The organism is Weizmannia sp. FSL K6-3076 (assembly GCF_038007245.1).
Taxonomy (GTDB): Bacteria; Bacillota; Bacilli; order Bacillales; family Bacillaceae_C; genus Weizmannia; species Weizmannia faecalis.
Genome location: NZ_JBBOWU010000001.1, coordinates 830,159 through 854,972, shown reverse-complemented (window position 1 = coordinate 854,972; position 24,814 = coordinate 830,159). Strand labels below are relative to the sequence as shown.

The 24,814-nt window shown below is 47.1% G+C and carries 21 protein-coding genes; 1 reads left to right on the top strand and 20 read right to left on the bottom strand.

Annotation, left to right across the window (positions count from 1 at the left end; genetic code table 11):
- Positions 1 to 126: 126 nt before the first annotated feature.
- From NSS95_RS03755 to flaG, 13 genes are all read right to left on the bottom strand, one after another.
- Positions 127 to 1,470, bottom strand: a complete 1,344-nt coding sequence (locus NSS95_RS03755) for a murein hydrolase activator EnvC family protein (protein ID WP_017551671.1) — start codon at positions 1,468 to 1,470, stop codon at positions 127 to 129.
- Positions 1,471 to 1,614: 144 nt separating this feature from the next.
- On the bottom strand, positions 1,615 to 2,499 hold the full coding sequence (ftsX, locus tag NSS95_RS03750; protein ID WP_014095867.1) for a permease-like cell division protein FtsX: 885 nt from the start codon (positions 2,497 to 2,499) through the stop codon (positions 1,615 to 1,617).
- Entirely contained in the window at positions 2,489 to 3,175 is a 687-nt protein-coding gene (gene ftsE / locus NSS95_RS03745) for a cell division ATP-binding protein FtsE (protein ID WP_026684159.1), read from the bottom strand. Before ftsE ends, ftsX begins: the two co-directional genes overlap by 11 nt.
- A gap of 1,173 nt (positions 3,176 to 4,348) precedes the next feature.
- Positions 4,349 to 4,669, bottom strand: a complete 321-nt coding sequence (cccB, locus tag NSS95_RS03740) for a cytochrome c551 (RefSeq protein WP_017551668.1) — start codon at positions 4,667 to 4,669, stop codon at positions 4,349 to 4,351.
- A 93-nt stretch (positions 4,670 to 4,762) separates the two neighbouring features.
- Positions 4,763 to 5,626 (bottom strand): YitT family protein, encoded by an 864-nt coding sequence (locus NSS95_RS03735; RefSeq protein ID WP_017551667.1) that lies wholly within the window; start codon positions 5,624 to 5,626, stop codon positions 4,763 to 4,765.
- 137 nt (positions 5,627 to 5,763) lie between these two features.
- A protein-coding gene (gene prfB, locus NSS95_RS03730) for a peptide chain release factor 2 (protein WP_100183734.1) occupies positions 5,764 to 6,865 on the bottom strand; the annotation gives its coding sequence in 2 pieces (ribosomal slippage) (positions 5,764 to 6,792 and positions 6,794 to 6,865; 1,101 coding nt in all).
- A 90-nt stretch (positions 6,866 to 6,955) separates the two neighbouring features.
- Entirely contained in the window at positions 6,956 to 9,472 is a 2,517-nt protein-coding gene (gene secA / locus NSS95_RS03725) for a preprotein translocase subunit SecA (RefSeq protein ID WP_026684157.1), read from the bottom strand.
- A gap of 532 nt (positions 9,473 to 10,004) precedes the next feature.
- Entirely contained in the window at positions 10,005 to 11,615 is a 1,611-nt protein-coding gene (locus NSS95_RS03720) for a gamma-glutamyltransferase family protein (protein ID WP_061564989.1), read from the bottom strand.
- A 311-nt stretch (positions 11,616 to 11,926) separates the two neighbouring features.
- Positions 11,927 to 12,490: a ribosome hibernation-promoting factor, HPF/YfiA family gene (gene hpf / locus NSS95_RS03715; RefSeq protein ID WP_017551661.1), complete on the bottom strand. Its 564-nt coding sequence runs from the start codon at positions 12,488 to 12,490 to the stop codon at positions 11,927 to 11,929.
- A 249-nt stretch (positions 12,491 to 12,739) separates the two neighbouring features.
- Positions 12,740 to 13,087 carry a flagellar protein FliT gene (locus NSS95_RS03710; RefSeq protein WP_026104639.1) on the bottom strand — a complete coding sequence of 116 codons (348 nt, stop codon included), beginning with the start codon at positions 13,085 to 13,087 and terminating at the stop codon, positions 12,740 to 12,742.
- Positions 13,084 to 13,488, bottom strand: coding sequence for a flagellar export chaperone FliS (gene fliS / locus NSS95_RS03705; protein ID WP_014095877.1), 405 nt, complete (start codon positions 13,486 to 13,488; stop codon positions 13,084 to 13,086). The genes NSS95_RS03710 and fliS overlap by 4 nt, the downstream gene beginning before the upstream one ends.
- An 18-nt stretch (positions 13,489 to 13,506) precedes the next feature.
- Positions 13,507 to 15,618 (bottom strand): flagellar filament capping protein FliD, encoded by a 2,112-nt coding sequence (gene fliD / locus NSS95_RS03700; RefSeq protein ID WP_026684155.1) that lies wholly within the window; start codon positions 15,616 to 15,618, stop codon positions 13,507 to 13,509.
- A gap of 12 nt (positions 15,619 to 15,630) precedes the next feature.
- Positions 15,631 to 15,999 carry a flagellar protein FlaG gene (gene flaG, locus NSS95_RS03695; RefSeq protein WP_017551657.1) on the bottom strand — a complete coding sequence of 123 codons (369 nt, stop codon included), beginning with the start codon at positions 15,997 to 15,999 and terminating at the stop codon, positions 15,631 to 15,633.
- 268 nt (positions 16,000 to 16,267) lie between these two features.
- On the opposite strand from flaG, the gene NSS95_RS03690 reads away from it, so the two are divergent.
- A complete protein-coding gene (locus tag NSS95_RS03690; RefSeq protein WP_026684154.1) occupies positions 16,268 to 16,504 on the top strand; it encodes a hypothetical protein in 237 nt (78 codons plus the stop codon).
- Positions 16,505 to 16,703: 199 nt separating this feature from the next.
- On the opposite strand, the gene NSS95_RS03685 is transcribed toward NSS95_RS03690, so the two are convergent.
- The 7 genes from NSS95_RS03685 to NSS95_RS03655 form a co-directional block, all read right to left on the bottom strand.
- A complete protein-coding gene (locus tag NSS95_RS03685; RefSeq protein WP_035182234.1) occupies positions 16,704 to 17,285 on the bottom strand; it encodes a DNA-3-methyladenine glycosylase in 582 nt (193 codons plus the stop codon).
- A 685-nt stretch (positions 17,286 to 17,970) separates the two neighbouring features.
- Positions 17,971 to 18,294 (bottom strand): hypothetical protein, encoded by a 324-nt coding sequence (locus NSS95_RS03680; protein WP_225620970.1) that lies wholly within the window; start codon positions 18,292 to 18,294, stop codon positions 17,971 to 17,973.
- 284 nt (positions 18,295 to 18,578) lie between these two features.
- Complete coding sequence (locus tag NSS95_RS03675; protein ID WP_035182240.1) at positions 18,579 to 20,999, bottom strand: Lon protease family protein; 2,421 nt, start codon at positions 20,997 to 20,999, stop codon at positions 18,579 to 18,581.
- Positions 21,000 to 21,376: 377 nt separating this feature from the next.
- Positions 21,377 to 22,360, bottom strand: a complete 984-nt coding sequence (locus NSS95_RS03670) for an amino acid permease (protein WP_340714046.1) — start codon at positions 22,358 to 22,360, stop codon at positions 21,377 to 21,379.
- A 33-nt stretch (positions 22,361 to 22,393) separates the two neighbouring features.
- Positions 22,394 to 23,914, bottom strand: coding sequence for an IS5-like element ISBco3 family transposase (locus tag NSS95_RS03665; RefSeq protein ID WP_340713795.1), 1,521 nt, complete (start codon positions 23,912 to 23,914; stop codon positions 22,394 to 22,396).
- Between the two features lie 106 nt (positions 23,915 to 24,020).
- On the bottom strand, positions 24,021 to 24,320 hold the full coding sequence (locus NSS95_RS03660) for a hypothetical protein (RefSeq protein ID WP_340713794.1): 300 nt from the start codon (positions 24,318 to 24,320) through the stop codon (positions 24,021 to 24,023).
- Positions 24,257 to 24,463, bottom strand: a complete 207-nt coding sequence (locus NSS95_RS03655; RefSeq protein ID WP_328229570.1) for a hypothetical protein — start codon at positions 24,461 to 24,463, stop codon at positions 24,257 to 24,259. Before NSS95_RS03655 ends, NSS95_RS03660 begins: the two co-directional genes overlap by 64 nt.
- Positions 24,464 to 24,814 lie beyond the last annotated feature (351 nt).

The following is a 24,814-nucleotide window of genomic DNA, read 5'->3' as shown; positions in this document are numbered from 1 at the left end:
TGCGCAGCAAAAATAACAATTGTATCATACCATAATATTTGCGCCTTACCTATCGTACAGCACTTTCCCTGCCATTGCATGCAAAAAGAACCGCACCAATGGATACGGTTCTTTTTTTCGTCCTTATTAAAAGTTAACATAGTTTCTCGGGTTTTGGGCACCGGTATGTGGCGGTGGTGTCCAGCGGCCGTTATAAATTTCAAAGTGAAGATGCGGTCCTGTTGATTCCCCGGTATTTCCCATTGCTCCGATCTGCTGCCCTTTGCTGACGTGCTGCCCGGTGCTGACGCTGTACGAGCTCAAATGGGCATAAACGGTTGTGTACAACTTCCCGTTAATATAGTGGGTGATCATGACGCAATTCCCGTATGAAGAAGAGTGGTACGCCCTGAACACGACACCGTCGGCTGCAGCGACAACCGGTGTCCCGATGCTGTTGGCAATGTCAATGCCCGGATGGAACCCGCCGGAACGCCCGCCGAATTCAGATGAAATATATCCGGATGCCGGTCGCGTAAAGGACCCGGAAGATACTTGCGGAAGGGATCCGCCGGAATGGCTCCCGGAACTTGACTTGACCGATGCAGAGCGGGTTGTCCCTGCGTTTGATCCTGCTGATCCTGTTGATCCTGCATTCGTTTGTGCCTTTGCTGCTGCATCTGCTTTTGCTGCAGCCTTTCTTTCTTCCTCCGCTTGCTTTTTCGCAAACGCAATGGCTTTTTCAATGGAAGCTTTTTGGTCAGCCAGGATGCTCTTTTGTTCACTCAGCGACATTTTCTCTTCTTTAAGGCTGTCTTTTTGTTTTTCCAGCTTTTTGATTAATGCCGATTTCTCGCTCTCATCCTGTTTCAGACTGTCTTTTAATGATTGTAAATCAGACAGCATCGATTCCAAATCGGACAGTTTCTTTTCCACTGAAGCCTGTTTGTCCTTTAAATCCTGTTCATCTTTTTTCTGTTCTTCCAAAATTTGCCGGTCTGCTTCAACCAATGTCTTCACTGCTGAAAAGCGGTCAATAAAATCACCAACGCTTTTCGCTTCAAGAAAAACATCCAAATAATTGACCGAACCGCCGCCGTTTTTCTGCATGGCACGGGCGCGATCTTTTAAAATAGCGTTCCGGTCTTCAATCCGCTTTTTGATTTCAGCGATATTTTTCTTCAAATCAGCAATCTGGTCTTTCGTTGTGCTGATATTCTGTTCCTGCTCGCTGATTTTTTTGTTCGCCGATTGAATTTTCGATTCAATGGCCTCAAGCTGGCCGCCGAGAGAAGCCTGCTTGTCTTGAATGTCGGAAATCTGGTTTTCTTTTTTGTTCATCTCTGATTCGACATTGGAAAGTTTACTCTCAATCTCGCTTTTTTTCTGCTGCAAATCGCCGGCCGCAGCAGCATTGGACTGGTAGCCAAGCATGCCGCCCAAGCTGAGCGTGAACACAACGGCAGCAGGCAGAATGGAACGCTTCTTCATCTTTTTCCCCCTCAAAGCAAAATGTTTTTGTTTTATGTATCCGGGGACGCAACGCCCCGTTTTTCCTGTGTTTTAAAATGAACAGAAAGGGTATAGAATAAAAAATCAGGCGGACGGGAGTGGAATGCATCCCGGCCGTTCCCGTTACACTTTCAAATAACGGCGGATCGACATCGAACTGCCCCAGATTCCAATGCAGACGCCAAGTACAAGCAGCAGGCCGTCTACGCCGTAAATGAACGGGCTGATATCAAGCATATGGATAATATTGTTTTGCAGCTTCGGCTCTACGATTTTATAAACAGAGTAATAGCCGAAGGAAATCAGCACAATCGGCAGAATGGACCCCAGGATTCCGAGCCAGAGCCCTTCGAGAAGAAACGGCCAGCGGATAAACCAGTTTGTCGCCCCTACCAGTTTCATAATCTCGATTTCTTTTCTTCTGGCAAAAATCGTAATTTTAATCGTATTTGAGATAAGGAACATCGCCGTAAGCAGCAGGGCAATGATTAACACAAGCCCGACATTACGGCAGATACTTAAAACATGGAACAGCTTTTCCACTTTTCCTTTACCATAAATGACGGATTCGACATGGTCCATTTTTTGAATTTGCGCCGCAACTTTTGGCGTGTCCGTCGGCTGCTTTGTTTTGACAATAAATACGTCATACAATGGGTTGTCCTGCTGGAACAGTTTAAAGTCATCACCCATTCTTTTAATCAATTCTTTTAGTTCCTGTTGTTTAGAAGAAAACTTGACGGAATTGACGGCATTCAGACTCTCAATCTCGCTTTCCAGTTTTTCCCTGTCGGCAGCCTTCGCCGCTAAGTCGATATGGACGCGAATTTCCACGTCGTTTTCAATATCGGAAGCAAATTTATTCATGTTCAGGATGATCACGAAAAATACGCCGACAAGAAGCAGGGTAATCGTTACGGCACTTGCCGATGCAAACATCATCCAGCCATTCCGGCCAAGGCTTTTAAAACTTTCCCGGAAGTGGCGTTTAAGCGTATTAATCTTCATAACCGTAACCTCCCAGCTGCTCATCGCGCACCACTTTCCCGCCTTCAATGGCAATGACGCGGTGCTTGTTTGTGTTTACAATATCACGGTTATGGGTAGCCATGACAACCGTTGTCCCGGTTACGTTGATGTCTTCGAGGATTTTCATAATGTCCCATGAAGTTTCCGGGTCGAGGTTTCCTGTCGGCTCGTCGGCAATGACCACTTTCGGCATGTTGACGATGGAACGCGCGATGGAAACCCGCTGCTGTTCACCGCCGGACAACTCAGAAGGCAGCATTCTTGCTTTATTTTTCAACCCGACCTGGTCGAGTACTTCCATGACGCGGCTCCGGATATAAGAAGGTTCCTGCTCGATCACTTCGAGAGCAAACGCGATATTTTCATATACAGTCAATGTCGGTAGCAGCTTAAAATCCTGGAATACGACACCGATCTGCCGTCGGAAATAAGGGATTCGTTTGTCCCGGAGTTTTGAAAGATTGATGCCGTTTACAGTGACGGTCCCTGCTGTCGGCTTTTCTTCGCGGTAAATCAGTTTGACGAGCGTGGACTTACCCGCGCCGCTCGGGCCAACGATATAAACAAATTCGCCCTGGTTGATTTTTATATTTAACCCGCTCACAGCCATGACGCCGTTCGGGTACTTTTTATAGACGTCCTTTAATTCTATCATTTCCTCACCTAGCTTTTTTTCAATGTAACGTGCCGGAATGAAAAATGTGTCAACGGCACCGGCAAAAAACGCCAATTTTTGCAATACCCATACAACCGTCCCTGTAAAAGATCCGTACAGGTGGGTTATTTGCTGTAAGAAAAGGCTGCGTTAAAGCCTTTCTGCATAAAATTTGACTTTTTCTTTTTTTCACGCGCGAGAATTCGCATAATTGCTCGAAATTCGCACATTAACTATTATAGCATCCCTACCCTTGAGCGACATTACAGTTTTGTTTCAAATTTTCTAATGGGGGTGAACATTTTTTTGAGGATCGCTTCGCATTTTGGAACTTTTTAAGCCTTGTCTGAAACTATAAATGAATACCGTTGACACTTCCCCATCATTCTCCCTCCCTCGACAAAAAATAGGGATTCCCGTCGTATGGGAATCCCTATTTTCATTCACTGTGTCCTCGCATTCACTTTTTCGAAAAAAACCCGGTAATAAAAGAAATTACGCTTACAACACAGTCCGCCACTAAAAATGTCCCTATTCATCTATTTTCATTATATCCTTGACCTGTAATGTTAGTTGGTACGAAGATCATAATAATGCCTGAACCTAACCACTACTAATCAATTGTAATATAGATAGCATGGTTACAAATGATTCCTTTATATCATAAGCATTCTCATTTTGGCAGTGCCATATATACTGATATTGCCAAAAAAATGAACCCGACTACAAGTTCAATCCCAAATCTGGCTGTCTTGTTTTTCCTGTACTTAAAGCTGTTCACAAGAAGAACAATTCCGACAACAAAGCAAAAAAGCATGACCCAAAACCCCATGATTTTTCTCCCCCATTCTTCCATAAAGATCCATTATCTCTTTGGCTTCCCGTTTTTGTAAACCCATCTCCGTATGGTTAGAAGTAGTACAAAGGTACAAACGAATAACAGAAACATGATGTGAATTTATTTCCTGTATTACAACCTATTGGAAATTTTTTTACATTATAACACATGACTTTTATATTTGTAAACGTTTAATTTTATTTTTTTCGTTTTTTTCAAAAAGGTCGCGTAACGCTCGCCTTTTTATCCCTTACTGAGCCGGTATTTTTGCAGTTGCTGTAGAAAAAACTTTCCACCTTTACCAAAAAACGGGCCGGTTTTCCGGTCCGTTTTTGTCATTTTTTCTTGGAAAGCCATTTCGCGACTTTTTGGGCATCGTCTCCCTTTAAAAGCCCTTTTGGCATGTCTCCTTTTCCGTTTTCAATGACATTTAAAATCTGTTTTTCGCTGAGCTTAGAACCGATATGCTGCAAATTCGGCCCGACATTTCCTTGCAATTGATCGCCATGGCAGGCAGAACATTTTTGGTCTACCAGTTTTTCGGCATCGCCGCCACTTGCCGTGTTTTTCCCGCCGTCTGACGATGGAGATCCGTTCCCGCAGGCGGAAAGTCCAGCTGCAAGCAGAACCGCCGCCAAAGCTGCGCGCCATTTCATACGAAGCCCTCCCTCCTGTGCACATTCTTCTTCCATTATACCGAATGTCCGCCTAGGTAGGGAAAGAAATACGAAAAACGCGTAAACCGGCGGCTACGGCATGTTAAAACCTTCGCCCAGCACTTCGGCGGCATCCATCACAACAACAAATGCCTTCCCGTCAATGGTTTTAACAAGGTTTCTTAACTTAATAAATTCAGACTGATCGACGACACACATGAGAATCGGTTTTTCATGGTCGGTAAATCCGCCATATGCATGGAGCCTTGTAACCCCCCGGTCGATCTGGAACAAAATCTCTTTCCGGATATCCTCGTGTTTGTCAGAAATGATCAGTACATTTTTCGAACGGTTCAGGCCGACCTGGACGAGGTCAATGGTCTTGCTTGTGACAAACAGCCCGATGATTGCATACAAACCCTTTTCAATATCAAAAACGGCAGCTGCTGACAGGACAACAAGCCCGTCAATGCCAAGTACACATTTCCCGAGTGAGATGCCGGTAAATTTATGGATAATTTGCGCGGCCAGATCGGTTCCGCCGGTTGAAGCCCTGCCAAGAAACACAATCCCGAGCCCAGCCCCGACGCCGATTCCGCCAAAAAGTGCGGCCAGCAATGCGTCATGCGTCCACGGCTGCCAATCTTCCGTTAAAAAAACAACAAACGGCAAAAACACGGTGCCAACAAGTGTTTTAATGCCAAATTGGTAACCTAAAAAAATGAGGCCGGCAATAAATAGCGGAATGTTGAGCCCCCATTGCACGTAAGCCGGCTTCCATCCGAACACCCCGTGCAAAATCGTGCTGATCCCGCTGACGCCGCCGGACGCAATATTATTTGGAAGCAGGAAAACATTAAATGTAATGGCAACGATCGCTGATCCAGCAAGGATATAAATGTATTCTTTCAGCATCGTCCAGTATTTGTTCTCCGGCTTTCTCCTTTTCTTTGCCATTTCCCTCCCCCTTTTCATAAAAAAACGGATGCCACACACCAATATACAGGACCGCTTGTTTCGCACCCCTCTATATTTTCTGGCATTGTGGCATCCGGCCTGTCATGCGTTCAATTTTTCAGAAAAACTTTTTCTCATTACGAAATATGCGCACGCAGGTAAGCGTCAATGAACGGATCAATTTCGCCATCCATCACCGCCTGGACATTCCCTGTTTCAACATTTGTGCGGTGATCTTTTACCATCGAATAGGGATGGAACACATAAGAACGAATTTGGCTGCCCCATCCGATCTCTTTCTGTTCACCGCGGATTTCTGCCAATTGTTTCTCTTTTTCTTCTACTTCTTTTTGGTACAATTTCGCTTTCAGCATTTTCATGGCTTGTTCGCGGTTCTGAATTTGCGAACGTTCCGATTGGCAGGAGACGACAATCCCGGTCGGAATATGGGTCATCCGGACAGCTGAAGATGTTTTGTTAATGTGCTGGCCGCCTGCACCACTTGCCCGGTATGTGTCGACACGCAAATCTTCCGGCCGGATTTCCACTTCAATATTGTCGTCTATTTCCGGCATCACTTCGCACGAGACGAACGAAGTGTGGCGCCGGCCGGCTGCATCAAACGGCGAGATCCGGACAAGACGGTGAATGCCTTTTTCCGCTTTAAGATAACCATACGCATTATGCCCTTTGAAAAGAAGGGTGACACTTTTCACACCGGCTTCGTCGCCCGGGAGGTAATCAAGGGTTTCGACTTTAAAGCCTTTTTTCTCGCCCCAGCGTGTATACATTCTGAGCAGCATGGAACACCAGTCCTGGGATTCTGTACCGCCCGCGCCAGGGTGCAGTTCCAAAATCGCATTGTTCGCATCATACGGTCCGTTTAAAAGCAGCTGCAGCTCGTATTCATTTAATTTTTCCGTGAACGCTTCAAGCTCAGCCTCGAGCTCTTCTTTCAGTTCCGAGTCATTTTCTTCTTTGGCCAGTTCGTGCGTGACTTCGAGATCCTCCTGTTGCGACTCGAGTTCACGGTAGCCGTTTACCATTTCTTTTAAAGCATTGGATTCATTAATAATTTTTTGTGCTTCCTGCTGGTCGTCCCAAAAGTTCGGTTCCAGCATTCTTTCTTCCAGTTCAGCAATACGTGTCTCTTTTTCTTCTAATTCAAAGAGACCCCCTGAAACCCGCTAATTTCTTAGCTGTATTTTCCAATTCCGCTCTAATTTCTGATAACTCCATTCCATTCACCTCATTAAATTTTTCTGCTGTTTTCCGCAAAAAAGAAGGGCGGCGTTTTGCCCCTCCTTTTTTGCGTATGCCTGCCTGATTTTAAGCCTCAAGCCGGCCGTGGCAGTTTTTATACTTTTTGCCGCTACCGCACGGGCAAGGGTCATTCCGGCCGATGCGCACTTTTTTGCGGATCGGTTTTTTCTTCACAGTTGTTTCTTCCCCGCCCGGCACGACAGCCTGGCCCTTTGCCACTTCCTGGCGCTCCAGATTGGTTTGGATTTCTGCTTTCATAATATATTTTGCCGTATCTTCCTCGATGGATGCAACCATATTTTCAAACATGGCAAAGCCTTCCGACTGGTATTCGCGCAGCGGGTCGATCTGGCCGTACGCGCGCAAGTGGATCCCTTCGCGGAGATGGTCCATCGCATCAATATGGTCGATCCATTTTGAGTCAACAGAGCGCAGCAAAATGACTTTTTCAAATTCGCGCATCTGTTCCGGCCCGAATGCTTCTTCTTTTTCATCATAGCGCATCTTCACTTTTGCCATGATCAAGTCAACCATTTCGTCCGGTTCTTTTCCGAGCAAGTCTTCCCGCGAGATGTCGCCTTCACGAAGCAGATTGGTCAAGACATAATCGACAATGCCCTGCAAGTTCCATTCTTCCTCATCTTCATGAAGCGGTGCATTAGCGTTGACAACGCGTTCTACGACCGAGCGGATCATTTTTTCAACGATTTCACGCAAATTATCCGCCGTCAGTACTTCATCGCGCTGCTTATAGATGATCTCACGCTGTTGCCGGAGGACATCATCATATTGGAGCAGTTGTTTCCGGGCATCGAAGTTATTGCCTTCCACCCGTTTTTGTGCAGATTCAACGGCGCGCGACACCATTTTGCTCTGGATCGGCTGCGTATCATCCATGCCGAGCCGTTCCATCATGCTCTTCATATTATCCGATCCGAAACGACGCATCAGTTCATCTTCCATTGACAGATAAAACTGTGTGATCCCGGGATCTCCTTGGCGTCCGGAACGCCCACGCAACTGGTTGTCGATCCGCCTTGATTCATGGCGTTCAGTTCCGATAACGGCAAGGCCGCCCAGTTCCACGACACCGTCGCCAAGCTTGATATCGGTACCGCGCCCGGCCATGTTCGTCGCGATCGTGACCGCGCCTTTTTGCCCGGCCTGTTTGATGATCTCCGCTTCACGCGCATGGTTTTTCGCGTTCAACACGTTATGCGGGACGCCTTTCTTTTTCAGCATTCGGGAAATCAATTCAGACGTTTCGATCGCAACCGTCCCGACAAGTATCGGCTGGCCAAGGTCGTGCCGCTGCTTTATATCCTCAACAACGGCTCTGAACTTGCCTTCCATCGTTTTGTAAATCAAATCCGGCCGGTCATCGCGGATGATCGGGCGGTTTGTCGGGATCACGACAACACGCATGTTATAAATGTTGCGGAATTCTTCTTCTTCCGTTTTCGCTGTACCGGTCATCCCGGCCAGCTTCGCATACATCCGGAAATAGTTCTGGAATGTGATCGTGGCCATCGTCATGCTTTCGTTCTGGATCTCCACGCCCTCTTTTGCTTCAATCGCCTGATGGAGCCCTTCACTGAAACGGCGGCCTTTCATCAGGCGGCCGGTGAACTGGTCGACGATGATGATTTCCCCGTCCTGCACAACATAGTCGACATCCCGGTGCATCGCAACATTGGCTTTCAGCGCCTGGTTAATATGGTGGTTGATTGTCACATTGCGGATATCGTACAGGTTGTCGATATGAAAATATTTTTCGGCTTTCGTGATGCCATCTTCCGTCAGCAGCACGCTCTTCGTTTTCACGTCATAAGTGTAATCTTTTTCTTTTTCCAATGTACGCACAAATGCGTTCGCTTGTGTATACAGTGCCGTCGATTTTTCGGCTTGTCCGGAAATAATAAGCGGCGTCCGCGCTTCATCGATTAAAATCGAGTCGACTTCATCGATGACCGCAAAATAAAGCGGCCGCTGCACTTTTTGTTCTTGGTAGAGCACCATATTGTCGCGCAAATAATCGAAGCCGAATTCATTGTTCGTCCCGTATGTGATATCTGCTGCATATGCGGCCTGTTTTTCTTCGTTCGACATATTGGTTAAATTCAGGCCGACAGTAAGCCCAAGAAATTGGTACAGCTTGCCCATTTCCTCGGCATCCCGCTTCGCCAAGTATTCGTTCACTGTGACGACATGGACGCCTTTTCCGGACAGGGCGTTCAAATAAACCGGCATCGTCGCGGTCAGCGTTTTTCCTTCACCGGTTTTCATTTCGGCAATATTTCCTTCATGGAGCGTAATACCGCCCATCAGCTGGACATGATAAGGATAAAGCCCGAGCACACGTCTGGCGCCTTCCCGGACAACCGCAAAAGCTTCCACAAGCAGGTCATCAAGGCTCTCGCCGTTTTGGTAACGCTGCTTAAACTCTTCCGTCTTGTCGCGCAGCTGCTCATCCGACAGCTTTTCCATATCCGACGCCAATTCCTCAATCTGGTTTGCGATCTTCTCAAGATGTTTCAGTTCACGTTTGTTGGCATCAAAAACTTTGTCCAAAAAAGCCACCATTCAAAACGCTCCTTTATTTCAGTATCAAAACAGGACTTTTCGGCCCTATCGTTGTAATTGCCATGACTTTTAAATTTTAATTATAGCACAGTTTCTTTTCTGCGTCTCTTTTTTCGCCGGGTTTTCCCGGCCGTGTCAAACCAGGGTTTCCATGCTTTTTGAGGAAAGTTCCGATGATACAGCCCCGGATGCGGCCGGGTGCGTGTATTTTGTTTCCTGAAATATACCTTATTGTATTTTAACACTGAAACGGAGCGCATACAACAAAAGAACCCGGGGTGGGCAGCAGGCCCGGGCGGAAGAGACCGGATTGAGGATGCTGCCGGTGCTTAAGATTATATAAAATGAACAAAATATGGCTGCTCTGTTGCCTGCTGTAAAAAGACATCGTGCCCGGACTTGATGCAAATGGTTAGATTCCTTTTACATGGTCGGACAACCGATTCCGGCTTTTCCTGTTTGGAATGTTCAGGCCACTGTGCTGAATAAAATTGAAGCGGCGCGCGCACTCATTTAAAATTAGAAAAGCGTTTTACCAGGCCGCAACCATGCCGTCCGCACGCGATTCCGTGCCGCCCATCAGTACGCCCGTGTCCGGATTCCGCCAGATGATCTGGCCGCGGCCGAAACCGCCCGTATCCGCAGCCACTTGAACATCATGCCCTTTTCGAATCAGCCCTTGCACAAGGTGATTCGGAAAATGGGATTCTACCAGCACTTTTTTCCCCTCCGTCCATTGCCATCTCGGGGCATCCAGCGCCTGCTGCGGATGAAGATGAAAATCAATCGTGTTCATGATCACTTGGAAGTGGCCCTGCGGCTGCATATAGCCGCCCATTACGCCAAACGGTCCGATGGCTTCCCCATCTTTTGTTAAAAAGCCGGGAATAATCGTATGATACGTCTTTTTGCCGGCTTTCAATGCATTCACATGCGTTTCATCCAAAGAAAAATCATGCCCCCGATTTTGCAAGGCAATGCCTGTGCCCGGAACGACAATACCGGAGCCGAATCCCATATAATTGCTTTGAATATAAGAAACCATATTTCCTTCCCCGTCCGCCGCCGCCAAATAGACAGTGCCGCTCTTTGGCAGTTCATACGGTTCCGGATCCAGCGCCAGATCCCCGATCAACCTGCGCCGGTTTGCAGCATAGCCTTCCGAAAGCAAATGTGCAATGTCCGCCTTCATTTCCCCGGCATCTGTAATGAACGCTTTACCGTCCGTAAAAGCGAGTTTCATTGCCTCAATTTGTTTATGATAGGTATCCACGCAGTCTTTTTCACGGAATTCAAATCCGCGCGCAATATTGAGCGCCATCAACGCAACAAGCCCCTGGCCGTTCGGCGGCATTTCCCACACCTCATAGCCGCGGTAGCTGGTGGAAATCGGCTCCACCCATTCGGGATGATAGGCTTCCAAATCTTCCCTGCTTAAAAAACCGCCCCATTTCCGGATGAAGGCACTGATTTTTTCTGCAAGCGGCCCCCTGTAAAAACTTTCTGCTTTCGTTTCCGCAATTTCCTTCAATGCCGCGGCATGCCCGGGCGATTTCCACACTTCTCCTATTGCAGGCACCGTGCCGTCCGGCGCAAACGTGTCAAACCATGGCCGGAACATTTCTTCTTTAAAAATCGTTTGAAAACGGCGGAATGCCCTTTCCCAGTATTTTCCCAAAACCGGAGACAGCGGGTACCCTTCTTCCGCATACCGGATTGCCGGTTGCAGAACGTCTGTCAGAGGGAGCCGACCGAATTTTTCCGATAGAGCCGCCCATGCTGCCGGCGCGCCCGGCACCGTAATCGGGACCACACCATAAGCCGGCATTTTTTCATACCCCTGTTTTTTCACGGCCTCAATGGAAATCGACTGCGGGGCAGGTCCGCTTGCATTTAAACCATGCAGCTTCCCGCCCGTCCAAACCATGGCGAATGCATCTGAACCGATGCCGTTCGAAGCCGGTTCCACGACCGTTAAGGCGGCGGCTGCGGCAATAGCGGCATCAATCGCATTGCCGCCTTTTTGTAAAGCTTCAAGGCCGGCCTGGGCAGCTAACGGCTGTGAAGTGGCAACCATTCCTTTTTTGGCAAAAATGGCATTTCTGGTGGATACATAAGGATGATACAAGTAATCCAGGTTCATCATTTTCCCCCCTCGTATAAAATGCACTCTTTTTTCCTGTTCGCAAGTGTAGGCCTTGCCGGCTGCTCGTCCGCTCCGGTTTTCAGTCTGTCATCCGGGCTTTTCTCCTGCCTACCTTGCCATTTTCTTTATCCCTAAACCTATGCGCCGGCTGATTTTCATCCTTCTGCCGATGCCGCGTTCCTTTTCGGCTTGCGTTGTTTGCTTAAAAACTGCCCCCGGCTTTACCGGGCCCGTTTTGCATTCACCGGATGGGCCCACGCTGCAAAAGCACCCGCGGATTCACCGCGGGTGCTTGTTTCGTCCGTTCCTTATTTTGTTTCAATCAGCCCGTATTTGCCGTCTTTGCGGCGATATACGATGTTCGTATGATTTGTTTCCGCATCGGTGTAAATGAAGAAGTTATGGCCCAGAAGGTTCATTTGCAGCACTGCTTCTTCACTGTCCATCGGTTTTAAGTTAAAATGTTTGGTCCGCACAATTTGCAGTTCTGAGTCTTCTTCTTTCCTGGCTTGTTTTTCTTTAAGTCCGGTGTCCTGAGTAGTGAACAGTTCCCTCGTGCTTCCTTTTTCGCGCAGTTTCCGGTTTACTTTTGTTTTATGTTTGCGGATTTGCCGCTCCAATTTGTCAGCAATCAGGTCAATTGCCGCATACATATCCTCATTGGTTTCTTCCGCACGCAATACAACCTGCGGCATCGGAATCGTAATTTCCACTTTGGAAGTTTTATCCGGATTGACTTTAAGTTTTACATTGACGGAAGTGTCTGGCGTTTCTACGAAATACCGATCCAACTTGTTCACTTTTTTCTCAATATAATCCCGAATCGCCGGAGTTACCTCAATGTTTTCGCCACGAATGTTGTAGTTCATCATGTGGACCCCTCCTCATAACTGGCAGCCCCTTGCATACCGCGGTATGCTCGTACTTTCACTTTGAACAGTGAAAGCGCTGCCTTCTCTAATAATCTTACACTTATATATTTACACATTGCCTGTCTAAATTCCTTCTTTTTTGGCGAATTTTTCTTAGAAATATTTGTCATCCCCCTCCGATGGTGCTGTAAAAAGCAGTTTACACGGCTTTCCCTGAAAAAAAAAGAAGTTCTGCATTGATCAGAACTCCTATCTTTTCCGGTCATAAAACCTTCCATCATTTAACTGCAGGGACTGGTACGGATTAATATACTGCTTCATGGACGTTTTCTTTTTCGCAGCTTGTTGGATGTCGCTCCGGATGCCGGACAGCGTTTCCTGCATCAGGGGCTTCAATTGTTTGTCAAGATCCATGATTTTTCTTCCAAGCAATTGCGCTTCAGCGGAAAAAGGCGGTTTCATGGCAGCAAGCAGCGCGCCGCGTCGGTCAAGGAGCCGGTGGACGTTTTGGATCAAGGTATCCCTCGGCTGCTCTTTATGAAATTCCGAAAGCAGCGCTTCCGTTAGCTCCAGGCAGGCGGCTAGATCGCCCATCATACTTTGCCGCCTTGCCCGTATGTTTGCCGGCGGTTCGCCTGGATGACCTGCTTCCAGGTGTCGCGGAAACCCGTTACCAACTCTTCCGCTGTATCGAGTTTTGACATATCATTTTTCACATTGGCCTGGATCAGTTCGCGCAGGATAAAATCGTAAAGGGAAAGCATCTTTTCTGCATCTTCAAATTTGCCCGTATCGAGCGTCATCATCAATTCACGGATGATGTTTTGCGCTTTTTGGATGTTTTTATTTTTTTCTTCAAAATTTTTGTTTTCAATGGCTTTTTTCGCCAAATGGATAAACTTCAGGCAGCCATTGTACAGCATCAATGTCAGCTCGCCTGGCGATGCGGTTGCAATCGAGTTGTTCTGATACGCCTGGTATGGATTACGTGTTGCCATTTGCGGCCCCTCCTTTAACTATTGCTGACTGAAAAAGCTGGATAAATAAGTATATTGGCTGTTGTATTTTTGGATCGCTTGCTCCATCGCTGTAAACTGCGCATAATAACGGTCTTCAAGCTTGTCCAGTTTGTCATTCATGTCACTAATTTTATCCGTCAAATCGTTGATGTTTTTCCCAATCGTGAACTGGGTGTTCACATAAGTGGACTTTCCGGCTTTGTCAACGATCGTGTTATACGTTTGATTGACGCTGTCGTACAGCCTTTGGACAATGCCTTTTTCCGATGTTGTGCTACCGGACGCGCGAAACAGGAGTTCAACCGAATCCGGATCGTTTTGGATCGCAGCCTTCAGCTTGTCTTCATCAATTTCCAGCTTGCCGCCTTCCAGCCAGTCGGAAGTTGTCGTGATGCCGATGCTTGATAATTGGCTGTATTCGGATGAAATATTGGCGTTATTTACTTTTGAATAAATCAATGACCGCATGTTCGACAGGGAACTTTTCAGCGTCATATCATTCCTTAAAAGGCCGCTTCTCGCTTTTTTATCCCATTGGTCCTGCTGCGTGTCCGTCAATTCCTTGCGTTGGTCGTCCGTAAGCGGCGCATAATCCGGGTAGCGGTCTTCATTCAGCTTCGACTGCACGGCATCAATCAGGCTGTTATACTGGTCCACAAAATCTTTGATGTTTTTGAAAATGGTGTCCGTATCGTTAGAGACCGTAACCGTGACGGGTGTATCAAATTTGCTTTTAAGGGTGTACGTTACGCCGTTGATGGCGAACGTGTTGGACGTACGTTCTGTTTCCAGGCCGTTCATCGTAAATTTTGCATTCTCACCGCCGGATTCTTTGCTGCCATTAAACTGCAATGTTTGATTTAAAAAATCATTGCCAGACCCGCCAATGATGATTTCATCACCGTCTTTGTTAAGGTCTCCAGTCGATTTTCTCGTGAGCGAAACCCTGTCCGCATTTGCGTCATAGTACATGCCGATCCCAAGTGTCGAATGGTTGTTTACATCTGCCATGACAGTATTTAAAGAATCCGTGCCATCAATATAAAAAGTCGCTTTATTTATACTTCCGTCTTCATTATAACTTCCGAGCGACATGGTGGCATATTTTGATGAATAAGTGACGGAAACTGTGTTGCTTTCTCCGCTTAATACAGATGAATCCGTAAACGTGATCAGGCCGGTTGAAGCATCCAGCGTACCGATCGGACTGCTTTTTCCTGTATCGGATTCTGCGTACAGTTTGTCGTTTTCGAGCACATAGTTTGTATTGTTGATTTTTAAGCTGAACGCCTGATCTCCGCCCGCATCCGTTGCGATCAAGCCATGCCCCAGCTGCATCGTTGCCGTACCCTGGGCCAATGTTTTTGTTTCTGTCACCGCCCCCGCGACATACTCCACATTGATGCTGGATCCCGAAGATACCGCGCTGTCAAATGTCAACACGCCGCTTTCCGCGTTATAAACGGCATAATTGCCTTTTTCATTGTCAGGAATATTGCTTTTATCATTTACAACCTGATAGGTTTTGCCATTGACCTTCACATTCATAGCATAATAGGTAATACCGTCCGTCGTGGTTGAAACAGGCGGATTGGACAGTTTGACCGATGCCGTCGCATCCCCGTCTCCTGAAAAAGACTGGGAGACCACGACCCCGTTGTTCCAAGTAATGCCGTTTAAAAAGTTCCCGGTCTGGCTGTAAAGGCTTGCGTCCGCTTTGATTTTGGCACCGGATTTGGAAATCGTTGTTGCCGTTTCAGATCCTGATCCGCTGATTTTTGTCGCAGCCGTTGCCAGTTGCGTAACGCTTTGGATGGTTGCAGATCCGAGTGCAGCATTATTTGCCGCAGTGGCCGTCACATTATTTTCGTTTGACGAGGTTGTCGTACGCACCCTGTACTTGGTTGTCAATTTCATGTTGGACAGCGTGGAGCGGAAGTCAAAATATTTTTGGTTCAGCGTCCGGTAGTCTTCTTCCTGCCACTCCAAAATTTGCTTTTGCTGCTGCAGTTTGACCAAAGGCTGTTTTGCCGCGGTCATCATTTTTTCGACAATGGAATCGATGTCCATGCCGCTCGCAAGCCCTGTGATTCTTTGTATGGATGTCATTCAATTCCCTCCTTATACCTTTTCATCGGCCAGAATCCCGACATGGTGCAGCATATCGGCATACGTATCCAAAATCCTTTTCGGCGGAATTTCTTTAATCACCTGGTCCGTCTTGTCGTCGACAATCGTAACATAATATTCTTTCAGCTGGTCATGAAATTGAAATTTTAAATGGGTGGATGATCCGGACAAGAAATGGTTCAGCTGGTCCACCGCTTTTTTCACTTTTTCTTTCGTTTCTTCATTGGCGGGAAGGCTTTGTTCCCTGTTTTCTTTTGTCACAATTGGCCTGGCCTGATCCGCCTCGGTTGCCTTTTGTGCCTGCGGTGTGCTGTTTGCAAGAGGCGGATGCGCAGCCTGCCACTGCGTCGCTCCAATCATAGCAAGTATCTCCTTATTTTCCGGCGTGTCCCGCCCCTTGTTTCATGGCGGAACAAAACCGCTTTTTTGTCTACTATTTGTATCGGATATTTCCAGCCGTTTTTAACATCCGCCGCTTTAAAATTTCACGTTGGCGAATGCCTTACTTGAGCCGCACGGGGGATGCAGCGCAAATTTTTGGGATAAAAGGCAGATACCCATACAGACACCGGTTTTTTCACATATGCTTTATCGTACAAAAAATAATGGGGTTGAGGAGGAAAAAACTTTGAATACAGATTATCAGGGAGTTCCTTATTATGAAACATTTCACCAGGAAGATGTAAGATTGCGGCCGTGGGGTTTCCGGCCATGGGGATTCCGGCCATGGGGATTCAGACCGTGGGGATTCGGTTTCGGCCCGTTCCTTGGAGGGTTTGCAGGCGGCCTAGCAACATCGGCATTGCTCGGACCGGCTTTTTACGGCGGATACGGCTTCCCGTACGGCTACGGGTTTTTCTGGTAGACTGGCGAAAGAGGCCGGCTTATCCCAATTTTGCCGGCCTCCATTAAAAAATAGAAAAACGGATCATTTGCTCGTTTGAATAAGCGATGATCGTAGGACCCAGGGGATGAGAAAAATCCGCTTTCATAAAATCGTTCGGCACCGGCTACATGCCGGTGTTTTTTCTCTTCGGCACTTTCTTCACGCACCACCCTACCGTTTACGCCCTCCTCGATACATAACGGTTTTCTTTTATCCAGAACCGGTACGGGTAATGTTTGGCTTCATCGGTGTTGTCGATCCCGATGCGCGGGCCGGTTTCGATTTGTTCCGGTTCGTATCCTTCCGCAATAAAGAGCGGGCGTTCGTAAAATACGCGCCCGTAGTCTTCCATTGTAATGCCGAGCGCTTTCGCCAATTTCCCCGGACCGTTTGTAAGCTGCTTTGCTTCCTTGACTTTCCGACGGGCAAACATCAGCTCCGTTCCCATAAAAGGTTCCAAGGCGCGGATCAGGATGGCTTCCGGAGTACCTTCCCGGCCGCTGACGACATTCACGAGGCAATGGGTATGCATTTGGTATGTATACACGTGGCCCGGGCCATGGTACATGATTTCCGTTCTTTTCGTCCGCCGGTTTCCATAACTGTGCGCGGCCCTGTCCGATGCACCCATGTATGCTTCCGTTTCGACAATAAAACCGGCCGCCGTTCCTTCTTCCGTCTCTTTGACGAGCAGGCAACCGAGAAGGGCACGTGCCAGCTCCAACGTATCTTTTTTAAAAAAATCCGCCGGTAAAGGCATAAGCAACGGGGTTTTTCTCACCTGAATGCCTCCTTTCTATCTGGGGCGCTACTTTCCGTACAGTCATGATACCCGGCAAAGGGCACTTTAACTCCATATCCTATAGTATCCAGCCAAAAAGCATCTTTCCGTGCAGTAAAGGATCTTTCATGCGCTTAAACATGCATTTTTCGACAGCGGTTTCGCCGAGCATAAGCGAAAACCGGAATGAACACTCTTTCTATGCAATGAACGTTTGACATCCCGAACGCTTCGAAGGCCCCTTTCTTCCCACCCATTCTGAAGCCGGAGACAAAAACATCTTTCCATTCAGCAATGGTTCCTTCGTATTTTTAAACATACCTTGCCACGATAACGGTTACGTGCAATACGAACGGAAACCGGAATGAAAATCTTTCCCATGAAATGGCAACAATGGATATCCCGCACGCTTTTAAAAAAACCCCCACCACCGATAACGGCTACGCTGCTGCGATTGCGGAATCCGGAACCAAACGCATCTTTCCATCCAGCAATGGTTCCTTCGTTTTAAAACCTATACACCGTTCCCTTATTATAAACCGAAATGGAAAAATGTTTTCCATTCAAAGCTTCCTTTGCACATTCAAAAAATGGATCTTCCCTGCCACGATAACGGTTACGTTACAGCAGTTACCAGAGACGGGGAAAAGGCATCCATCTCAATTCAATGATAACGATTGATATCCCTTTTTCCGCTTTGTTCGAGGCGTGCGACTAATGCGGTTAAAATGTATTTCACATAAGCCAGCACGCTCGAACGGCGCTCGCGGATGATGTTAAGCTGTTGGATAAAATCGAGTATACTTTCCCTGCTCATATTGCGGACAAGCAAATCGATTGCTTGCTCGATTGTCAATTCCCGGTGCCTGTCTTTGCTTGTCTGCACTTCAATCGATTCAAACGAATGCATGAAAGAGTGGAGAATTCCTCTGATTTGATTCTCACTCAACGGAATTTTTTTTAAATCTTCACTTGATGTTTTGCTCAATTTCAAACTCAAATCCTTTCTACACGACTATGCAGATGCCGGGCTGCACGCTCTGTATCTTTTTTTGCATTGCCACAGCAGCGCCCCCCCCTTCCCCCTTTATGCAATACGGATTTGAAACGATTAAAAACGGGATGATGAAAATTTTTCACATTTGCCTGTTTTATTATTATAACCGCAAAGGAAGGAAGCATTATAGAGCGTAAAACGGAAATGATACTTTCAGACTAGTTCTTGCCGAAAAATTATAATAAAGGCGGGCTCTCTTTGCCCGCCAGATTACATTATTGTTTCGTTTCTTTTACAGATTCATACATTTTTTGAAAACGGGCTTCCACTTTTGCAAAAATGGTGCCGTCCGGGAAGCGGTCTCCTGAAGTGCGTTCTGCTCCCGCGCTTTCGCCGGTTAAAATTTCAATCCCTTCCGAAATATGGCGAACAGCCCATATGTGGAATTGGCCGGTTTTTACGGCATCCACGACTTCATCATGCAGCATCAAATTGCAAATATTTTGCTGCGGAATAATGACGCCCTGGCGCCCTGTCAGCCCGCGATCTTTGCAAATGGCGAAAAAGCCTTCTATTTTTTCATTTACACCGCCGATCGGTTGAATCTCGCCCCACTGGTTCACTGAACCGGTAACGGCAATGCCCTGTTTGATCGGTACTCCGGCAAGCGATGAAAGAAGCACATACAATTCGGTACTGGAAGCGCTGTCCCCATCAATAAGCGAATACGTCTGTTCAAATGTGATGCTTGCCGAAAGCGGGATCGGCTTGTTTTTTGCAAACATGCCGGATAAAAATCCGGTTAAAATGAGCAGCCCTTTGTTATGAATCTGTCCGCTTAAAGAGGTTTCCCGTTCAATGTTCATAATGCCGCTTTTCCCGACAAACGTTTGCGCCGTAATTTTTGTCGGAATGCCGAATGTTGCATCCCTTGTCCCCATCACAGCCAGGCCGTTAATTTGGCCCACCCGTTCACCGTCCGTATCCACCATAATCGTCCCGTTATGGATCATTTCACGGTATTGCTCGGAAATATGGTTCGTCCGGTTTGCCTGCTCTTCCAACGCTTTGCGGATATGATGGCTGTCTACAAAGGGGCTCCCTTCTTTTTTCGCCCAGTAACCCGATTCGACGAGGATTTTTGTCAGGTCCTGGAAACGCGCTGTCAGCTTTTCCTGTTCCTCGGCAAGGCGCGCACTGTGGTCAATGATTTTCGCAACAGCACGCCGGTGGAACGGGAGAAGATTTTTCCGATCCGCATAGCTTTTGATAAAATAAGCCATTTTCCTGCGGTTTTCCGCATCCCGCTTCATCACCGTGTCAAACTCGACTTTCACTTTAAACAGCTTATGGAAATCTTCATCCACCCTTGATAACAAATCGTATAAATAGTAAGACCCGATGATGATCACTTTGATATTGAGCGGGACGGGCTCAGGCTTAAGGCCGCTCGTCGGGAAAGCGCCCCTTTCGGCAAACGGGTCTTCAATCTGGATTTTCCCCGTTTGTAGCGCGCGTTTTAAAAGGGTCCATGCATACGGCTGTGAAAGCAGTTCAGCAGCCTGCAAAATCAAATAGCCCCCGTTTGCCAGATGGATTGCGCCCGGTTTGACGAGCGTAAAATTGGTTGTCCAGCTGCCGAACGCGCCGCGGTACTCGATTTTTCCGAATAAGTTTTGGTACGTCGGGTTCGTTTCATAGATGACAGGCGCACCCTGTCCGTTTTTATGGCTGACAAGGAGATTGACGGCATAGCGTTGGAGCTGCTGTTCTTTGCTGCCGGTTAACGCCTGAACGACGGCATTTCCTTCTTCCTGGTCGGTTAAAAACAGCGAAAAATGCTCGACAACATCATGGTTGTATTCTTCAAGATAGCGGAGAACTTTTGGAAAATCACGGTAAGCTTCTTTTAGCGGCTGGAACAGGCCTTCAATTGTAAAAGCAGCCGTCTCTTTATGAAAACGATCGAGATTTTTCCGGAGCTGTTCTTCAATTTTCCGGATCTGGTACACCGTTTCATTGATTTTTTCCTCAAGCTGTTTTTCCCGTTCTTTCAATTTTTCTTTGTTAGCATCGGAAAGCCGTTCGTATTCTTCTTTTTCCATCGGCCGGCCGAAAAAAAGCGGAAGGGTTTGAATGCCGGCCGGGGTCCGTTCCAATTTAAAATTCAGCCCGGACGCGAACGTTTCCGTTTCTTTCCAAAGTGCCTCAACCTGGCTTTGCGACGCGTCAATGATATTCCGCTTCTTCTTTTCCGTTTCTTCATTTGAAAAAGTGGCGCGGAGTTCCCGTTCAATATCAATCAAAAGGGTTTCCATCTTGCGTTGAAAACGGAGACCGCTTCCAGCCGGCAAATTGATGACAAGCGGCCGGTCCGGATTTTCAAAATTGTTGACATAACACCAGTCATCCGGCACAGGCTGTTCGGATGCGAGCTTTTCGACACTGTGTTGCGTATACGTCATTCTCCCCGTCCCGGACGGCCCGACGACGAATAAATTGTAACCGGACTGCTCGACAGACAAACCGAAATCCATCGCCTGTTCCGCCCGCTGTTGCCCGATCATTTCATTCGGCAGCGTTTCCAACTCATCTGTCGTTTCAAACGGAAACTCGTCCGGGTTGCATTCCGAACGTAAGGATGAGACAGGCACACGGTGTACGGATAAAACTGTTTCATATTCTTCCTGATTCATTGCAATCCCTCCCAATATAGGCAATGCTCTTCCTGTAGCATTTCGACATTTTTTTCGGAATTCCTGCAAAATGGCGGCATGTCAAAAAGTGAACATTTTTAAAACGGAATCTGTTGTGTTCATTTTTCTCCGGCATTTCACCAGGTGACAGGAAAAATCTGTTTTTTCCCAAAGCAGGAACATCCTGAAAAAGATTTTTTGGCATTCTATGGCAGCACATCCAGAGCGAAAATTTGCAGAGGGAAAACGCGCAAACATTGCGAAGAACCCGGGCATTTCGCGGCAGGAAAAACGCAGAGCAGCCGCAATCTTCCAGGACCAAATATCGAAACACGAAAAACTGCTCCGGTTCGATCCGGAGCAGTTCACTTCAGAGCTTAGTAATCTTTTACAGGCGTTTCCCTGAGTGGCGTGTTCTCCGCGCGCACTTTCGGGGCGACTACGATTTGGTAGTATACAAGCAGAAAGACGAGCCAGAGAACACCGGCGAAAACGGATATGCGGGTTAACGGTGAAATGGCAATCGCGATAAAAGCTAAAAGAAGCATGACCAGCCCGGCAATCGGCAAAACCGGCCAGAACGGCATTTTGTAATGAAAACTTGCGCCTTTGTCTTTGGATGCGGCCCGGTTCACAAGTTCCAGCACGAGGATCAGTGCCCAGATAAAAATAGCCGAAAAGGCGGAAGCGCTTGTGATCCAAACATAGACAGTATCCGGCGCAAGATACGTCATGATGGTTCCAACCGACATGGCCACAGCAGTTGCAAACACGCCGGCGTACGGAATCCGCTGTTTGTTGAGTCTGTTGAGGGAACGCGGGAGCAATCCTTCATTCGCCATACTGTAAAGTTGCCGGCTGCCGCCGTAAACGCCGGTATTGCACGATGAGAGCCCGGAGAAAATAATGATCAGGTTCATCAGCGCCGCCGCAACCGGAATGCCGACTTGCGAGAAAAGAAGAACATACGGGCTGCCGTCATGCCCCGCAAGTTGCGTCCACGGATACGCGCACAACATGATCAAAATGGATCCGATATAGAAAAAGGAAATCCGGTATGTAACACTTCTGAATGCTTTCGGCATCGACTGGCGCGGGTTGTCCGATTCGCCTGCTTCCACGGCGAGCGTTTCAATGCCGGCGTATCCCTGAATCACAATCGCAACCGCCTGGAAAACGCCGAACCACCCGGCCGGGAAAAACCCGCCGTGCGCCCAAAGATTCGAAAAGCCAACGATTTTTCCACCATTAAATAAACCGGTAAAAATCATCAGCGCGCCGAAAACCATAAAGGCGAGAATCGCAAAGACTTTTAAAATCGCAAACACAAACTCAATCTCGCCAAAAATTTTTACAGCCAGTAAATTAGGGCTTGCTGAACGAATCAGATTCTGTCAGATACAAGCCAAATTACGGTTATTAAAATATAAAATAGTGTTGTACAAAAATTTCAAAAAAAGAACCCTGAGCTTCCGCTCCAGATTCATTATAAGGAATTGAAGGGCTACTACTGTTTCACTGGTCTCCTGAAGGCGTGCTCGAATAAGGCCTAGCCCATACTTGCGCTTGCCTTCGCCAAATTTGCTTTCAACGGCATTACGTTCAGAGGCATCCTGCCTTGCCACGCGTTCTAAGGTTTTGTCTTCCGTTTTGGATGGGCGTCCCAACCTTGGCCCACTCAGACGAATGCCAAGAGATTTGCAGTATGCCAGGTTGTGACGGTTTCGGTAGATTTTATCTGCTAAAATCGCTTCTGGATAAAATCCGAACCGGTTGTAGTAGTTCTCAATAGATTCTCTAAGGGTGATCCCTTCATTGTAATTTTCCCAGTCGAGTTGCTCAATCAAGGCATAGCCATCTACAACGCTAATGGCGACTTTTGAGCCGAATTCCACGTTCGCTTTTGCCTTGCCACGCACAATTGGACGGACATGCGGCTGGGAAATGCTCACAATCCGGTGGTCAATCCGATGTGTTTTCTTTTTGTACATTTCTGCCTGTTGGCGGTAAAGTTCATGAATCACGAGGAGTTGTCGGTATTCATCTTTGCTCAAAAGAGACAGGGAGCTTTGGGAAATGAGATTTCCAATGATCTCCAGATTCCGTTTCACATATCCAAGTTGTTTGCCGACAGCTTTCCGGATTTTCCGGGCTCCAGCTTTGCGTTGCTTAGCGACAGAAAGATAGTCCCTGCGGGCTCTTTTTCTGTAGGTCCTTGGCTTTCGTAATTTTCCTTTGTGCGGTTCATGCAGTACATCAATGATATGCTCCAGTTTCTCACGGGCTTCGTTCAAAAGCCCCAGGTCAGTAGGGTAAGCAATATCAGCCGGTGCACAGGTTGCGTCCAGAATGAGCTTTCCTTTGTTCTTCGTTTTAGGAGAAGCCGATCCAGTTGAATTCTCTTCCGAAGCAGGACCGGAAGGTTGATGATCACCACTACTATGATCGTCATCATCATGGTGATCATCATCGTTGTCATTTTCCTTAGATGCTTCTTCCGATTGGCGTTCTTGTTCTTCCAGAACAATCCATTCATTCAGTTCATTGATGATGTTTGCACCCAAACGTTTTCTAAAACGAGTCATCAGAGAATGATCGAATGGGGCTTTTTCCTGGAATTCAGGCAACCCAATAAAATACTGAAGATACGGGTTTTCCGTGATCTGTTCGACTGTTTCCCGGTCAGATAGCCCAAGCCGTTCTTTGATATAGAGAGCCCCAAGAGCAACTCTGACAGAATAAGCCTTTTCACCTTTGAATTTTTTCTTGAAGGACTTGGCATACTTTTCTTCAGCCTTCCACCAAGGGATTAATTCAGCAAGACGGACCCAGCGATTTTCTTTATTTAATTTTCCACCGAATGGTAGAAAAAAATCTTCTACAAAAGTTAATTGATGTTCAGTCTTTTTGTACATCGTAACGGCCTCCAAGTGCAAGGTTTTTTACACGTTTCCTATAAAATCCTTACACTTTATATTCGACAAAAGTGGCCAAAATCCTTGTCAAATCTGGAATTTTTGTTTATTCAGCAAGCCCTAAATTAGAAACTGTGAATAAAATGAGTGCCAAAAATCCTGGAATCCAGGCCGGAAAATGCGGAAACCAGAACTGGACCAGCTTTCCGATCGCGGCAAGCTCCGACATCACAGTCGCCACCCATAAAAACCACCACATGCCGCCTGAAACAAAGCCCATCCGCTCGCCGAACAAATCATGCGCATACTTGCTGAATGATCCGGCCACCGGTTTTTCAACCGTCATTTCCCCGAGCGCCCGCATGACAATGGCGACAACCAGGCCGGCCGCAATATACGCCGCCAAAACGCCCGTCCCGCCATCTTCACTGCCTGCGAAGCGCCGTAAAACAGACCGACGCCGATGACGCCCCCTAATGCCAAAAACTGAATATGCCGGTTTTTCAGCGACCGGCTTAAATGATTGCCCTGTTTTCTGTCATTCTCCATCCTTCCAACTCCATTCGCTTTTTTTGTCTGCATACCCTTTGCCCAACCGTTTAAACAAAACCGGCGGATGTTTCAGCTTCCAATCCTCGGGGTATACTAACGACAAAAAGGGAGTGAAACCATGTCCGATAAACAGTTGAAGAACGAAGAAGAAAATGAAAAGAAGAAAACGAAGAAGCTGGCTGACAAAACACTGACGGACGGGACAATGGATAGAAAGGAAAAGAAGGAGGAGTAAAATCTGAACTGATAAAAAATTTTGTTTTTTGTATTGACAGCCTAGCCTAAATCTTGTATAAATAATTTAACAACAAAAAACGTATAATCTCTATGGCTGGAGACGATGAGAAG

Coding starts and splice junctions, on each gene's coding strand:
- NSS95_RS03720 (WP_061564989.1), bottom strand. CDS start 11,615: ATGAACCTGGATTACTTGTATCATCCTTATGTATCCACCAGAAATGCC.
- ftsE (WP_026684159.1), bottom strand. CDS start 3,175: ATGATAGAATTAAAGGACGTCTATAAAAAGTACCCGAACGGCGTCATG.
- NSS95_RS03735 (WP_017551667.1), bottom strand. CDS start 5,626: ATGGCAAAGAAAAGGAGAAAGCCGGAGAACAAATACTGGACGATGCTG.
- hpf (WP_017551661.1), bottom strand. CDS start 12,490: ATGATGAACTACAACATTCGTGGCGAAAACATTGAGGTAACTCCGGCG.
- NSS95_RS03675 (WP_035182240.1), bottom strand. CDS start 20,999: ATGAATCAGGAAGAATATGAAACAGTTTTATCCGTACACCGTGTGCCT.
- cccB (WP_017551668.1), bottom strand. CDS start 4,669: ATGAAATGGCGCGCAGCTTTGGCGGCGGTTCTGCTTGCAGCTGGACTT.
- fliD (WP_026684155.1), bottom strand. CDS start 15,618: ATGACATCCATACAAAGAATCACAGGGCTTGCGAGCGGCATGGACATC.
- ftsX (WP_014095867.1), bottom strand. CDS start 2,499: ATGAAGATTAATACGCTTAAACGCCACTTCCGGGAAAGTTTTAAAAGC.
- NSS95_RS03665 (WP_340713795.1), bottom strand. CDS start 23,914: ATGTACAAAAAGACTGAACATCAATTAACTTTTGTAGAAGATTTTTTT.
- NSS95_RS03685 (WP_035182234.1), bottom strand. CDS start 17,285: ATGCCTTTACCGGCGGATTTTTTTAAAAAAGATACGTTGGAGCTGGCA.
- secA (WP_026684157.1), bottom strand. CDS start 9,472: ATGGTGGCTTTTTTGGACAAAGTTTTTGATGCCAACAAACGTGAACTG.
- NSS95_RS03755 (WP_017551671.1), bottom strand. CDS start 1,470: ATGAAGAAGCGTTCCATTCTGCCTGCTGCCGTTGTGTTCACGCTCAGC.
- fliS (WP_014095877.1), bottom strand. CDS start 13,488: ATGGCAACACGTAATCCATACCAGGCGTATCAGAACAACTCGATTGCA.
- flaG (WP_017551657.1), bottom strand. CDS start 15,999: ATGATTGGAGCGACGCAGTGGCAGGCTGCGCATCCGCCTCTTGCAAAC.
- NSS95_RS03655 (WP_328229570.1), bottom strand. CDS start 24,463: ATGGAGAATGACAGAAAACAGGGCAATCATTTAAGCCGGTCGCTGAAA.
- NSS95_RS03710 (WP_026104639.1), bottom strand. CDS start 13,087: ATGATGGGCGATCTAGCCGCCTGCCTGGAGCTAACGGAAGCGCTGCTT.